Annotated in this window: 15 protein-coding genes; 9 read left to right on the top strand and 6 right to left on the bottom strand. The window is 68.5% G+C overall.

Annotated features, from left to right (window positions below; translation table 11 throughout):
* Nucleotides 1-42: 42 nt before the first annotated feature.
* The 3 genes from AC1PK7_RS19865 to AC1PK7_RS19855 all read right to left on the bottom strand — a co-directional run bounded on the left by AC1PK7_RS19865 (nucleotide 43) and on the right by AC1PK7_RS19855 (nucleotide 2,559).
* The gene (locus AC1PK7_RS19865) at nucleotides 43-723 is read right to left on the bottom strand and encodes a hypothetical protein (RefSeq protein WP_481099247.1); all 681 of its coding nucleotides are present in this window, start codon (nucleotides 721-723) and stop codon (nucleotides 43-45) included.
* 117 nt (nucleotides 724-840) lie between these two features.
* On the bottom strand, nucleotides 841-1,299 hold the full coding sequence (locus AC1PK7_RS19860; RefSeq protein WP_420008184.1) for a hypothetical protein: 459 nt from the start codon (nucleotides 1,297-1,299) through the stop codon (nucleotides 841-843).
* 333 nt (nucleotides 1,300-1,632) lie between these two features.
* Nucleotides 1,633-2,559: a phosphoribosylaminoimidazolesuccinocarboxamide synthase gene (locus AC1PK7_RS19855; RefSeq protein ID WP_420008183.1), complete on the bottom strand. Its 927-nt coding sequence runs from the start codon at nucleotides 2,557-2,559 to the stop codon at nucleotides 1,633-1,635.
* A 142-nt stretch (nucleotides 2,560-2,701) separates the two neighbouring features.
* On the opposite strand from AC1PK7_RS19855, the gene AC1PK7_RS19850 reads away from it, so the two are divergent.
* The 7 genes from AC1PK7_RS19850 to AC1PK7_RS19820 all read left to right on the top strand — a co-directional run bounded on the left by AC1PK7_RS19850 (nucleotide 2,702) and on the right by AC1PK7_RS19820 (nucleotide 9,147).
* A complete protein-coding gene (locus tag AC1PK7_RS19850) occupies nucleotides 2,702-3,034 on the top strand; it encodes a J domain-containing protein (protein WP_010341396.1) in 333 nt (110 codons plus the stop codon).
* Between the two features lie 9 nt (nucleotides 3,035-3,043).
* Nucleotides 3,044-3,712, top strand: a complete 669-nt coding sequence (gene rpe / locus AC1PK7_RS19845) for a ribulose-phosphate 3-epimerase (RefSeq protein ID WP_481099246.1) — start codon at nucleotides 3,044-3,046, stop codon at nucleotides 3,710-3,712.
* 1 nt (nucleotide 3,713) lies between these two features.
* Nucleotides 3,714-4,196, top strand: coding sequence for a GNAT family N-acetyltransferase (locus AC1PK7_RS19840; RefSeq protein ID WP_019801110.1), 483 nt, complete (start codon nucleotides 3,714-3,716; stop codon nucleotides 4,194-4,196).
* 217 nt (nucleotides 4,197-4,413) lie between these two features.
* On the top strand, nucleotides 4,414-5,346 hold the full coding sequence (yegS, locus tag AC1PK7_RS19835; protein ID WP_481099245.1) for a lipid kinase YegS: 933 nt from the start codon (nucleotides 4,414-4,416) through the stop codon (nucleotides 5,344-5,346).
* A 451-nt stretch (nucleotides 5,347-5,797) separates the two neighbouring features.
* Nucleotides 5,798-7,273: an anthranilate synthase component I gene (gene trpE / locus AC1PK7_RS19830; RefSeq protein ID WP_481099244.1), complete on the top strand. Its 1,476-nt coding sequence runs from the start codon at nucleotides 5,798-5,800 to the stop codon at nucleotides 7,271-7,273.
* On the top strand, nucleotides 7,270-8,340 hold the full coding sequence (locus tag AC1PK7_RS19825; protein WP_481099243.1) for a threonine aldolase family protein: 1,071 nt from the start codon (nucleotides 7,270-7,272) through the stop codon (nucleotides 8,338-8,340). Before trpE ends, AC1PK7_RS19825 begins: the two co-directional genes overlap by 4 nt.
* A 21-nt stretch (nucleotides 8,341-8,361) precedes the next feature.
* Nucleotides 8,362-9,147, top strand: a complete 786-nt coding sequence (locus tag AC1PK7_RS19820; protein ID WP_481099242.1) for an SIMPL domain-containing protein — start codon at nucleotides 8,362-8,364, stop codon at nucleotides 9,145-9,147.
* A gap of 96 nt (nucleotides 9,148-9,243) precedes the next feature.
* Here the strand turns inward: AC1PK7_RS19820 and AC1PK7_RS19815 are convergent, their stop codons facing one another.
* From AC1PK7_RS19815 to AC1PK7_RS19805, 3 genes are read right to left on the bottom strand one after another with little or no spacing between them, the layout of a single operon-like run.
* Nucleotides 9,244-10,032 carry an alpha/beta fold hydrolase gene (locus AC1PK7_RS19815; RefSeq protein ID WP_481100943.1) on the bottom strand — a complete coding sequence of 263 codons (789 nt, stop codon included), beginning with the start codon at nucleotides 10,030-10,032 and terminating at the stop codon, nucleotides 9,244-9,246.
* Nucleotides 10,033-10,047: 15 nt separating this feature from the next.
* A complete protein-coding gene (locus tag AC1PK7_RS19810) occupies nucleotides 10,048-10,371 on the bottom strand; it encodes a YciI family protein (RefSeq protein WP_481099241.1) in 324 nt (107 codons plus the stop codon).
* A 26-nt stretch (nucleotides 10,372-10,397) separates the two neighbouring features.
* The gene (locus AC1PK7_RS19805) at nucleotides 10,398-11,024 is read right to left on the bottom strand and encodes an FMN-dependent NADH-azoreductase (RefSeq protein WP_481099240.1); all 627 of its coding nucleotides are present in this window, start codon (nucleotides 11,022-11,024) and stop codon (nucleotides 10,398-10,400) included.
* A gap of 135 nt (nucleotides 11,025-11,159) precedes the next feature.
* Between AC1PK7_RS19805 and AC1PK7_RS19800 the strand changes: the two genes are divergently transcribed.
* Together AC1PK7_RS19800 and AC1PK7_RS19795 are read left to right on the top strand one after the other, a co-directional pair.
* Nucleotides 11,160-12,065, top strand: a complete 906-nt coding sequence (locus AC1PK7_RS19800) for a LysR substrate-binding domain-containing protein (RefSeq protein WP_019799298.1) — start codon at nucleotides 11,160-11,162, stop codon at nucleotides 12,063-12,065.
* A gap of 175 nt (nucleotides 12,066-12,240) precedes the next feature.
* On the top strand, nucleotides 12,241-12,372 hold the full coding sequence (locus AC1PK7_RS19795) for a hypothetical protein (protein WP_481099239.1): 132 nt from the start codon (nucleotides 12,241-12,243) through the stop codon (nucleotides 12,370-12,372).
* Nucleotides 12,373-12,739 lie beyond the last annotated feature (367 nt).

Below are 12,739 nucleotides of genomic sequence, written 5' to 3'. Positions count from 1 at the left end.
CTCCTTGCGATTGGACAAGCGCGAGGCTTGTGGAAGCAGTTGCTACATTCCGTCTGAAAACACGTCCAGCGCGCTGGCGCTGACCCAGCCTTGCGCGCAGTTACCTGCATAGTGGCCCGGCGCAGCGGCATGGCAGGCGGCGCCGTTTGCGGGGGAGGTCCACTTGATTGGACGATCCCCATACTGCTTGCATAGTGCATTGCCCTTGCACTTCGCCACGCTTTCCGCAGGAACCGCGACGACGTAGTAGTACATTGGGTTTTGGCCGGCGCGGGCGATGCCCTGGACGCAGACGAGCTGGCCTTGCGAGAGGGTGGCCCGCGGTGTGGCATGGCTGCCCGTCGTTGGTACGGCATTCAGTGCTGGCGCGCCCTTGGTGTCTGCAACGCCTGCGAAGAATCCATGCTCGCCGCAGTCTGCCGTCAATTCGACGTCGTAGTAGTCGCCCGCGTCGAGATTGCCGGCCGTACAGTTGCGTACCGTCTTGCTGTCTTCGCACTGGACACCACTGGACTGCACCAGTTGCTGTACTGCGTCGCTTGGCGTGGCTTCTACAGTTGCGGGCGTGGCGTGAGCCGCTTGCTTGGCCGGCGCAGGGTCGCTCGCGGACACAGCGGCAGGGGCGGCAGACTGGCCGTTGCTGCATGCGCTCAGCGCGAGCAGCATCACCGAAATAGCAGGCCACACAACGCGGTTGCCGGAGTGGCGGAAAGGACGGGACAAGCGCATCTTTACCTCACATGCGAGCAGGGTTGCGGAAATGTAGCGTGGGCGAGATACAGCATAGTGAAGGAGGTTGAGGCTGAGTGGGACTTGCGCGGAGCTGTTGGAAAGCGGCAGTTAAAGTACTTGATCGTCCACGCGAACCAGCGTCCAGCACGGCTTCTGCGCGAACTGGTAGACCTGCTGGTCGCCGGTATCGGGAGTGCGCACCATGATCTGCCGGCCCTCGGCGTTCTGCGTCACCATGACCTCGCGTCCACCCTTGCGGGCCGCCTCCAGGTTCGGGATCACCGGCCATTCGACCTCGGCCAGGGGCACGTTGCGGGTCACCGGCGCCGGTTCCGGCTGCGCGTCCGGGTCGATGTGGATCATCGTCAACGGGTTCGCGGTGGCCTTTTCCTGGACCGCGATGTCGGCGCTGAAGCGCTTGAGGAAGGCATCGAAATCGGCGTCCTGGCAACGCGGGGCGGCTGCGGCAGGTGCGGTCTGCGCGGGCGCGCCAGCCGCCGCAGCGACCTTGGAGCCAGCCGGTTGCGCCTTGCACGCGACCAGGGCCGCGGCCAATGCCAGGGACATCAGAATGGGGCGTGCGGTAGCCAACGGATCTTCCTGATCGGGTCGGGCGGGCAATCGCCCTGCGGGCGGGTGAGTTTAGTTCACCAGGATCATCATGTCGTGAAGCCGGGGCAGGGTATTGCCGCCATTGCTACAACTCACAATGCAAGGGCGGAAAGTAGCCCGAGCAACCCGCTATTAAACACCAGCACATCGCGACGGATCACAGCTCGTTCGCGAGGAACATCCATGCCAGTCTGCTCGTGAAGCGGAAGCGATTACCTCACTGACCGCAAGGCGGCCGCCTTCCGCGACCACCCTCACGCGCCGGCGCATCCAGGCGCACGACCTCACTCAGTCGACCGAAATCCCCGCCAACCGCTGCAGCGCCTCGGCGTACTTGGCGCGGGTGCGGTCGATCACGTCCTGCGGCAGGTGCGGACCCGGCGCGGTCTTGCCCCAGTCCAGCGTCTCCAGGTAGTCGCGCACGAACTGCTTGTCGTAGCTCGGCGGGCTGGTCCCGACTTCGTACTGGTCGGCCGGCCAGTAACGCGAGGAGTCCGGGGTCAGCATCTCGTCCATGATGTACAGGCGGCCGTCGGCGTCGGTGCCGAACTCGAACTTGGTGTCGGCCAGCAGGATGCCGCGCTCGGCGGCGAAGTCGGCGGCGAAGCGGTAGATGCGCAGGGTCGCGTCGCGCACGCGCTCGGCCAGTTCCGCACCCACGGTCTTGACCATGGCATCGAAGTCGATGTTCTCGTCGTGGTCGCCGACGGCGGCCTTGGTCGAGGGGGTGAAGATCGGTTCGGCCAGCTTCTCGGCCTGGCGCAGGCCGTCGGGCAGTTCGATGCCGCTGACCTTGCCGGTGCGCTGGTAGTCCTTCCAGCCGCTGCCGATGAGGTAGCCGCGGGCGATGGCCTCCACCGGCACCGGCTTGAGCTTGCGGGTCACCACCGCGCGCCTGGCGTACAGCGCGGTGTCCACGCCCTCGGGCAGGACCGCGGCCACGTCGATGCCGGTGAGGTGGTTGGGCATCAGGTGCTCGGTCTTCTTGAACCAGAAGTTGGAGACCTGGCACAGCATCTCGCCCTTGCCGGGAATCGGGTCCGGCAGCACCACGTCGAAGGCGGACAGGCGGTCGGTGGCGACCATCAGCAGGTAGTCGCCGGGCGGCGCGTCGGCCGGCAGGCGCTCGCGGGGGATATCGAACACGTCGCGGACTTTGCCGCGGTGGCGCAAGGGCAGGCCAGGCAGATCGGATTGCAACAGCGTGGTGGACACAGGCACTCCTACGGACTTCGCAATGGCGACCGTCCCGGGACCCGGCGGGCCCGCGGCGGACGGCGGGCCGCGTAGTGTACGGCCGGAATGCCCCGCTGTGCCGTAAAATGGCCGGCCCTGACGCCGCGCCCGCCCTCGCCCCATGCCCTGGTACGGAAAACTGCTCGGCGCCATCGCCGGGGCCCTGCTGCTGCGGCCCACGCCGGTGCTGGGCGCCCTGATCGGGCTGCTGATCGGGCATGCCTTCGACGCCGACTGGTTCAAGCTGTCCCAGCGCGAGGATCCCTACCGCGAGCTGGGCCTGACCCGCGACGCCACCGACGCCGAGATCGAACTGGCCTATCGCCGGCTGATGTCCCAGTACCACCCCGACAAGGTCGCCAGCGCCAGCCCCGAGTTGCGCGCCCGCGCCGAGAAGAAGGCCAGCCAGCTCAACACCGCCTACGACCGTATCCGCACCCTGCGCAAGCGCTGAGATCCCGCCATGTCCGACTGCATCATCTCCCCGTCCATCCTGTCCGCTGATTTCGCCCGCCTCGGCGAGGAAGTGGATGCCGTGCTGCGCGCCGGCGCCGACTGGATCCACTTCGACGTGATGGACAACCATTACGTGCCGAACCTGACCATCGGCCCGATGGTCTGCCAGGCGCTGCGCAAGCACGGCGTCACCGCGCCGATCGACGTGCACCTGATGGTGGAGCCGGTGGACCGGCTGATCCCGGATTTCGCCGAGGCCGGCGCCAGCATCATCAGCTTCCATCCCGAAGCCAGCCGCCACGTGCACCGCAGCATCCAGCTGATCAAGTCGCACGGCTGCAAGGCCGGCCTGGTGCTCAACCCGGCCACGCCGGTGGACATCCTCGACTGGGTGCTGGACGACCTGGACCTGGTGCTGGTGATGTCGGTCAACCCGGGTTTCGGCGGCCAGGCCTTCATTCCCTCGGCGCTGGACAAGCTGCGCGCGATCCGCGCCCGCATCGACGCCAGCGGCAAACCGATCCGGCTGGAGATCGACGGCGGGGTCAAGCCGGACAACATCGCCGCGATCGCCGCCGCCGGCGCCGACACCTTCGTTGCAGGTTCGGCCATCTTCAATGCGCCGGATTACGCCCAGGTGATCAAGCAGATGCGCGCCGCGGTGGCGGGGCGCTGAGATGGCGGTGCTGCACATCCGCCCAGCGGTGGCCGACGATGCGGCGCTGATCCTGCGCCTGATCCGCGACCTGGCGCGCTACGAGCGCGCCGAGGACGCGGTGCAGACCGACGAGGCCGGCCTGCGCGCGACCCTGTTCGGCGCCGATGCCCGCGCGCAGGCGCTGATCTGCGAGGCCGACGGCCAGCCGATCGGCTACGCGGTGTACTTCTACAACTACTCCACCTGGCTCGGCCGCAACGGCCTGTACTTGGAAGACCTGTACGTGGACCCGGCGCACCGCGGCGTCGGCGCCGGCAAGGCGCTGCTGCAGCATCTGGCGCGGCAGGCGGTGGCCGAGGGGTGCGGCCGCTTCGAATGGTCGGTGCTGGACTGGAACCAGCCGGCGATCGATTTCTACGAAGCGGTCGGCGCCCGCCCGCAGGACGAGTGGACCGTGTACCGGCTGCAGGGCGAGGCGCTGGCCCGGTTCGCCGCCGGCTGAGCGGCGCCGGGCGGGCAAAAGAAAAGAACCGCACCGTCGCCGGTGCGGCCCCTGGGAGATAAATCGGAGGCTGATCCTGCCTCCATCCGTCTTCCTTGCTATGGCCTTCCATGTTCCGGACGCTCGGTGACGTGCGTATGACAATCGCTGCGCCAGGATTCACGCATCGCGCATGCCGCGCCCGTTAGCCTGGGCGCCTCACCCCGGGATGGTTCGCATGGCTGCAGCGCATTGGCGTCTGATCCTCAACGGCAAGTCGGCCGGCGACGAGGCATTGCGCGAGGCGGTCATGGCCATGCGCGCGCGCGGCGTGGCGCTGCAGGTGCGGGTCACCTGGGAGCAGGGCGATGCCGAGCGCTACGTGGCCGAGGCGGTGGCCGATGGTGCCGCCTGCATCGTCGCCGCCGGTGGCGACGGCACCCTGAGCGAGGTCGCCAGCGCGCTGGCGCATCGCCAGGAACCGGCCGCGGCGTTGCCGGCGCTGGGCCTGGTGGCACTGGGCACGGCGAACGATTTCGCCACGGCCACTGGTATCCCGCTGCCGCCGTTGGAGGCGCTGGAGCTGATCGCCCGCACCACGGCGCTGCCGATCGACCTGCTGCGCATCGAGGCCGAGCACGGCCCGCACTGGTGCGCCAATGTCGCCAGCGGCGGCTTCGGCACCCAGGTCACGGTGGAGACCGACGAAGGCCTGAAGAAGATGCTGGGCGGGCTGGCCTACCTGGTCACCGGCATGAGCCGGCTGGGCCGGATCGATCCGATCCGGGCCCGCTTCGAAGGGCCGGACTTTGCCTGGGAAGGCGATTTCATCGCGCTCGGCCTGGGTAACGGCCGCCAGGCCGGCGGTGGCCAGGTGCTGTGCCCGGAGGCGCTGCTCGACGACGGCCTGCTCGACCTGACCCTGGTGCCCGAGCTGACCGGCGAGGTCGCCGCGACCCTCGGCACCTTGGTCACGTCCGGCAAGCAGGCCGCGCTTGAGCGGGTGGCGGTGCGTGCGCGCCTGCCATGGCTGCGGATCGAGGCGGCGCAGCCGCTGACCCTGAACCTGGACGGCGAGCCGGAAACCTCGCGCCACTTCCGCATCGACTGCGTGCCCGGGCGCCTGCGCATGCACCTGCCGCCGGACTCGCCGCTGCTGCAGGCGCGCTGACGCCAGCAGGTCGCAGGGCCTGCCATCCATCTCCTTTCGTGCTGCTCGCGTGCTGCTCTTGTAGGAGCGGCTTCAGCCGCGACAGGCATTCCCGGTAACGCCCGTCGCGGCTGAAGCCGCTCCTACGACAGGCGGCGTGGCGAGGATCGGTTCGATCGTGGACGCGCTTGCGCTGACCAGATCGCGCACCTCAGACGCCGCACGGCGCACCAAGGCGAGTGCGCCCTTTTGGGAGGGACTTCAGTCCCGACGCGACGCCCTCACCGACCACCTCCGCACCGCACTCGATCGGTCGCGCCTGCAACCGTTGCCAGTCGCCGCAGTTGCGGTAAAGTAGCCGCCGTGTCCAGTCTGACGACCCCGCGTTCCTTCACTTCCGCTCGCCGTGCGTGGCGATGGTGGCCTGCAGCCGTCGTCCGCCCTGTCACCGAGTCCCGGAAGGAAAGCCGTCTTGATTACCCGCGAGCAGTTCCAGCGCTACGCCGCTGAAGGTCACACCCGCATCCCCGTCGTCCGCGAAGTGCTGTCCGATCTGGACACGCCGCTGTCGGTCTATCTCAAGCTCGCCGACGCCCCGCACACCTATCTGTTCGAATCGGTCGAAGGCGGCGAACGCTTCGGGCGCTACTCGATCATCGGCCTGCCGGTGCGCCGCGTGTACACCTTCCGCGGGCACACCCTGGACGTGCGCGACCATGGCGAACTGATCGAGCGCCGCGAGGTCGCCGATCCCTTCGCCGAGGTCGAGGCGCTGCGCGCCCAGCATGTCGTGCCCAAGCTGGCGGGCGTGCCCGGCTTCACCGGCGGCCTGGTCGGCTGGTTCGGCTTCGAGTGCATCGGCTACATCGAGCCGCGCCTGGCCGGCGCCGTCGCCCGCGACGAACTGGACACCCCGGACATCCTGCTGATGCTGTCCGAGGAAGTGGCGGTCTTCGACAACCTCAAGGGCCGCCTGTACCTGATCGTGCATGCCGACCCGGCCGAGGCCGACGCCTGGGAGCGCGCGCAGGCGCGTCTGGATGCGCTCACCACCACGCTGCGCCAGCCCGGCGCCGGCTACCCCGCGCCGCTGGCGCGCGACGTGCTGGACGAGAGCGATTTCGTCTCCGGCTTCACCCGCGAGGGCTTCATCGCCGCGGTGGAGACATCCAAGGACTACATCCGCGCCGGCGACATCTTCCAGGTGGTGCTGAGCCAGCGCCTAAGCGTGCCGTTCGCCGCGCGTCCGGTGGACGTGTACCGCGCGCTGCGCGCATTGAACCCGTCGCCGTACATGTATTTCCTCGACGTCGGCGACACCCAGGTGGTCGGCTCCTCGCCGGAGATCCTGGTGCGGCTGGAGAACGGCCAGGTCACCGTGCGCCCGATCGCCGGCACCCGGCCGCGCGGCAAGACCCCGGAAGAGGACCAGGCGCTGGAGGCGGAGCTGCTCGCCGATCCGAAGGAGCGCGCCGAACACCTGATGCTGATCGACCTGGGCCGCAACGATGCCGGCCGCGTCTCGCAGGCCGGCAGCGTCGCCGTCGGCGAGCGCTTCGTGATCGAACGCTACAGCCATGTCATGCACATCGTCAGCGAAGTCACCGGCACCCTGCTGCCCGGCCTGAGCTATGCCGACGTGCTGCGCGCCACCTTCCCCGCCGGCACCGTCAGCGGCGCGCCGAAGATCCGCGCGCTGGAAGTCATTCGCGAGCTGGAGCCGATCAAGCGCAACGTCTACGCCGGCAGCATCGGCTACCTCGGCTGGCACGGCGACGCCGATACCGCCATCGCCATCCGCACCGCGGTGATCAAGCACGGCCGCCTGCACGTGCAGGCCGGCGCCGGCATCGTCTACGACTCCGATCCGCAGACCGAATGGGACGAGACCATGAACAAGGGGCGCGCGCTGTTCCGTGCGGTCGCCGAAGCGGCGAAGGGGCTGTGAGCGCCGCCGCGCCGCGGATCGGCTTCCGCAACGACTACAGCGAAGGCGCGCATCCGCGCCTGCTCGCCGCCCTGGCCGCCGCCAGCGCCGAGCAGAACGCCGGCTACGGCCTGGACCGGCACAGCGCGCGCGCCGCCGAACTGATCCGTGCCGAGATCGGCTGCGCCGACGCCGACGTGCACCTGCTGGTCGGCGGCACCCAGACCAACCTCACCGCCATCGCCGCGTTCCTGCGCCCGCACCAGGCGGTGATCGCTGCGGCCTGCGGCCACATCGCCACCCACGAGACCGGCGCGATCGAGGCCACCGGACACAAGGTGCTCACCGTGGAGGCGGCCGACGGCCGGCTCACGCCGGAGCGGATCGCGCCGGTGCTGGCCGAGCACGGTAACGAGCACCTGGTGCAGCCGCGGCTGGTCTACGTGTCCAACACCACCGAAGTCGGCACGATTTACCGCAAGCACGAACTGCAGGCCTTGCGCGCGTTCTGCGACGCGCACAGCCTGCTGTTGTTCCTGGACGGCGCGCGCATCGGTAGCGCGCTCACCGCCGAGGGCAACGACCTGCGCATGGCCGACATCGCCGCGCTGACCGATGCGTTCTACATCGGCGGTACCAAGAACGGCGCATTGCTCGGCGAGGCGCTGGTGATTCTCAACCCGGCCTTGAAAGCGGATTTCCGCTACCTGCTCAAGCAGCGCGGCGCGCTGCTGGCCAAGGGCATGGTACTGGGTACGCAGTTCGCCGCGCTGTTCGAGGATGGCCTGTTCTACGAACTGGCCGCGCACGCCAACCGCATGGCCGCGCGGCTGCGCGACGGACTGGCCGCGGCCGGCGCGCAGTTCGCCTCGGATTCGCCGACCAACCAGTTGTTCGTGATCCTGTCCGCCGCCGCGGTCGAGACGCTGGCGCAGCGCTACGACTTCGAGCGCTGGCAACTGCTGGGCGACGGCCGCTGGGTGATCCGTTTCGTCACGTCGTGGGCCACACAGGCCGGTGCGGTCGATACGTTGATCGCGGACTTCGCCACGCTGCTCCAGTCCTGCACGCAACCTGCGGCCGGCTGACATTCCGCCAAGGAGAGGAAGATGAAAACCCGTACGCTCGTTGCCTGGGCCTTTGCCGCGGCGCTGGCCTTGCCGGCCATCGCCAGCGCACAGGTCAACAGCCTGCCGTCGCAGCCGCATCTGTTGGTGAAGGGCGAGGCCGAGCGCGAGGTGGTGCCGGATCGCTTCGGTCTCACCATCACTCTGAGCGCTGTGGACATCGACCCGGCGGCGGCGCGTAAGCGCGTGCAGGCAAACGCGGAGAAGGTGCTGTCTGCCTTCGCGCAGCGCCATGTGCTGGCCGGCAGCGTGCAGGCCACGACGCTGTCGATCAGACCCGAGCGTCGCTACGAGGACGAGAAGCCGGTGTTCGAAGGCACGCGCGTGCAGCGCACGTTCTCGGCCGACTTCGGCACGCTGGATGATGTGCGTGGCATGCTGGGCACGCTGGTCACCAGTGAAGAAGTACAGGTGTCTGGGATCGCGCCACGCTACAGCGGCGAAGCCGCGCTGCGCGCCGAGCTCAAGCGACAGGCGGCCGAGCAGACCCGCAGCTCCGCGCAGTCCTTGGCCAAGGCCTACGGCGTGCGTCTGGGAGGTCTATACACCATCTCCGAGGTGGCACCGGACTTCGCCTATGGCATTCGAGCTGGGCAATGGCCGTCATCCGATACAGATGTCGTCACCGAGCGGCTCAATGGCATTGACATCTTGGGAGGTTCGCGTAGACGAGCTGCTTCGCGTGGGCAGGCTGTCGCCGAATCCCTCGAAGCCGGCACCCTCACCCTTTCCGAAAACGTCTATGCGGTGTTCCTGATCGCGCAATGAGTCCGATGCCGCGCTGCGTATGTCTGACGCCATCGCAGTGCGCCGTCCGATCCGCCCGGCGCGCCGCGCGGTGGCACCCAAGCATGGGCCAGCCGCTCACCGCGCCACGTCGCGCGCCGCGCGGTCGATGAAATCGGCGACCACCTGCGGGTGCGACACCAGCGACAGGTGGCTCGACGCCAAGTGCTGGACCTGGGCACCGATGTCGTGCGCCAGTTGCCGCTGCACCGTCGGCGGCAAGGCGTGATCCTTGTCGGTGACCAGATACCAACTGGGCTTGCTGCGCCACGCCGCATGCGACACCCTGTCGGCGAAGGCGCGCGCGGCCATGGGCTGCTGCGTGGCGGCGAGCACACGCACCGTGTCCATCGGCACATCGCCCGCCATGACGGTTCGAAAGGCGGCCGGTGCGTCGAGCCACAGCCATCCGTCCGCATCGGGCGTCAGGCCGTCCATGGGCGCGTGCAGCCGGGTCAGCAGGTCGGCGACCGATTCGTTGCTGTCGGGCACGAGGGCGGACAGATAGACCAGGCCGCGGACGTTGTCGGCATTGCCGGCTTCGGTGATGACCGCGCCTGCCCAGGAGTGCCCGACGAGCAGAACAGGTCCGCACTGCCGCGCCAGCACGCGGCGGGTTGCGGCGACGTCGTCGGCCAGCGAGGTCAGCGGGTTCTGCACGGCCGTCACGTGGTAACCCTTGCGCTGCAGTCGCCGTACGACCTCCGCCCAGCTCGATCCGTCGACGAATGCACCGTGCACCAGCACGATGTTCGGCCCGGCGCCGCGGAGCGTCTCGGCCCGGCTTGATCGCGGAAACGCACCGGCAGCGAGCGCGCCGGCGACCGCAAGGCCTGCAAGCAGCTTGGTGGAGAGCGCCATGGGAATTCCTTTGCCGTGTGCTCAGGCGGGCTGGGCGCTGACCACGGCGGCGGCGCTTGCCCAGCGCGCCGCCAGTGCGTCGGCGCGGATCGCCGGCTCGAAACCTTGTACCGACACCGCGACCAGGCCATGGGTCACGAACGGATCCTCCGCCATCATGGCGTCGAGTTCGACGCGGCTCGTGCATGACGCCAGCACGATCCCGCCGGATTTGTCCGCATTCGGTCCCGCCGCCAGGATGCGGCCTGCCTGGATATGGTTCGCCAGCCATCGGCGGTGGGCATCGAGATGCACCTGGATGTGCTCGGGCGGGCGGAGGTAGGACAACGCGACGATGTAGATCATCTGGATTCCTCGGAAAGTGCGGGTGATCAGTGCAGGGCGATCTGGCGCGCAACGTCGGCCGCGGCGCTGCGGGCGGCGGCCATGGCCTGCGTGGCCAGCACATCGCCCTTCGAAAGGGGTTCGGCGCGAACCACATGCACATCGGTGATGCCCATGAAGCCCAGCGTGGCCTTGAGATACGGCTCCTGGAAGTCCAGTGGCGCGAGGGGGCCGCTGGTGTAGACGCCGCCGCGCGTGGTCACGATCACCACGCGCTTGCCAGTGGCCAGTCCTATCGGACCGTCGGGCGTGTAGCGGAAGGTCCGGCCGGGCTGCACGATCCGGTCGATCCACGCCTTCAACTGTGTGGCGACCGAGAAGTTGTACATCGGTGCGCCGACGACCACGACGTCGCTGGCCAGGAATTCGGTAACCAGCGCTTCGGATCGCGCGTGCTCGGCGGCCACGCTTGCCGTGTCCGCCGGTGCGGTCAAGGGGCGAAATCCGGCCGCGATCGGGCCGTCGAGATGTGGAATCGCCTCCGCGACGAGGTCGCGGTAGCGGATCTGTGCCGCTGGCGCGTGCGCCAGCAGCTCTGCGACAACCAATGCCGTCAGCGCTCGGGACGCCGACGCATCGCCGAGGATGCTCGAATCGAGGTGGAGGATGTGCATGGTGCTCTGTCCGCTGTTGGGTGAGTGGAGCTGCGCGTGGGTCGCGCCGGCTCGGCGATGCGGAGGATGGCCGCCCGGTCGCTGGGCGTCCAAGACGGAATATGGGAAAGTTGAGACCCAAAAGGACACACCCCCATGCTCGACCTGCGCCAGCTTCGGTACTTCGTTGCGGTGGCCGAAACCGAGAACGTCGGTCGTGCGGCCGAGCAGTTGTACATCTCGCAGTCGCCGCTGAGCCGGCAGATCAAGCAACTGGAGGAGCAGTTGGGCGTGCTGTTGTTCGAGCGCAGCAAGCAGCGCATTCGGCTCACCCAGGAGGGGCGCGATTTGCTCGGCGAGGTGCGGACGCTGATCGCCAACGCCAATCGGGTCGAGACCTTCGCGCGGCGCCTCGGTGCGGGCAGCGCCGGGCGCCTGGCGATCGGCTACGTGGAGGGCGCGATGTATGCGAACGTGGTCAGCCCGAGCGTGCGCGCGTTCCGGATCGCCAGCCCGTCGGTGCTGCTGTCGCTGCAGGGATTGGGGACCGCCGTGCAGTTCGATTACCTGCGCCGGCACATGCTCGACGTGGGGCTCGCCTACCGGATGCCGGAACGCGATACCGGCCTGAGCAGCGCCCTGGTGCTGGACGAGCCGTTGACGCTGGCGATCCCGAAGGGGCATCCGTTGTGTCGTTCGCGCAGCATCACCCCGGCGCAGCTCGACGGACAGACCTGGATCGCGGTGACGCGCCAGCCGGTGGACACGATTCGCCCGGCATTGCTCGCCGCCTGCCAGGATGCCGGTTTCACGCCGGACATCGCCTACGAGACCTCCGATCCACTGGCCTCGCTGTATCTGGTGAGTGCCGGCCTCGGTGTGGCGCTGGTCCAGTCCGCGTTGAAGGAGCGCGCGCCGGCCGGCATCGTGTTCCGCGATCTGCCTTGGCTGAGACTGCGGGTGAAGCTGTATCTGGTCTGGCGCAGCGACGATGCGCGTCCGATCGTCGCCACCTTCCGCGAGGCGGTCGCCACCTTTGCCGGGCACGCGCTCGACGCTTGAGCGCAGCGCCTGACGCGGTGGAAGCCCGACCGGTCCGCAGTGCTGTCGCCGAGCGCGGTAATGTGCCGTGGGCGCGCCGTCTTCGCCGTCGCCGGCGCGGTGAAACAGCGGGGTTTACCAGGTCCGCTGCCCTCGGCGACACGACCGGCGTGGCGCGCAATCGACACTGTCGAACATGGGCATTACACTCGGGACCGGCCTGTCGCCGCTGCCTGCAGCGGTGGCCGGACCCTCCATCGATCAAGTGGCCGAGTGCATGACCCGCAACATCCCGTCCAACGTGGTGCATTGGTGGCGCTTCTCCTAGAAGCGGCGCACCCCTGCGGTCCATGACTGCACGATCGCCGCCCTGACCGGTGGCGGCTTCCTTCGGCTCCCGGCATGGCGGCTCCCAACGAAGGAGAGTTGTCTTGTCCCCCACCAGATCCACGCCTCCCATGCCTGCCGCGCGTCACGGCGCCTGCCCGGTTTCCCGCGTCTGCGGAGCCGGCGCCTCCCGCCACGGATCGGTGGCATCCATGCGTGAGGACCGAACCGCTCCTGGTGCTGTCGTTGCGGGTGCTGCGCGGCAACGATGGCGGGCGCGAACGATGCTGCGGTTGCGCCGCACCCAGCCATCGCGCGTCAGTGCTGCACGCGGATCGGCTTTCCCTCTCCAAGACATGCAATGAAAA

The organism is Xanthomonas sp. NCPPB 3174 (assembly GCF_056725205.1).
The sequence above is the reverse complement of the archived record's forward strand: the minus strand, read 5'-3'. Positions and strand labels throughout refer to the sequence as shown.

Bases quoted from the DNA above. Each gene is read 5' to 3' on its own strand.
- AC1PK7_RS19860 (WP_420008184.1), bottom strand. From the start codon at position 1,299: ATGTCCCTGGCATTGGCCGCGGCCCTGGTCGCGTGCAAGGCGCAACCG.
- AC1PK7_RS19850 (WP_010341396.1), top strand. From the start codon at position 2,702: ATGCCCTGGTACGGAAAACTGCTCGGCGCCATCGCCGGGGCCCTGCTG.
- rpe (WP_481099246.1), top strand. From the start codon at position 3,044: ATGTCCGACTGCATCATCTCCCCGTCCATCCTGTCCGCTGATTTCGCC.
- AC1PK7_RS19840 (WP_019801110.1), top strand. From the start codon at position 3,714: ATGGCGGTGCTGCACATCCGCCCAGCGGTGGCCGACGATGCGGCGCTG.
- yegS (WP_481099245.1), top strand. From the start codon at position 4,414: ATGGCTGCAGCGCATTGGCGTCTGATCCTCAACGGCAAGTCGGCCGGC.
- AC1PK7_RS19820 (WP_481099242.1), top strand. From the start codon at position 8,362: ATGAAAACCCGTACGCTCGTTGCCTGGGCCTTTGCCGCGGCGCTGGCC.
- AC1PK7_RS19810 (WP_481099241.1), bottom strand. From the start codon at position 10,371: ATGATCTACATCGTCGCGTTGTCCTACCTCCGCCCGCCCGAGCACATC.
- AC1PK7_RS19805 (WP_481099240.1), bottom strand. From the start codon at position 11,024: ATGCACATCCTCCACCTCGATTCGAGCATCCTCGGCGATGCGTCGGCG.
- AC1PK7_RS19800 (WP_019799298.1), top strand. From the start codon at position 11,160: ATGCTCGACCTGCGCCAGCTTCGGTACTTCGTTGCGGTGGCCGAAACC.
- AC1PK7_RS19795 (WP_481099239.1), top strand. From the start codon at position 12,241: ATGGGCATTACACTCGGGACCGGCCTGTCGCCGCTGCCTGCAGCGGTG.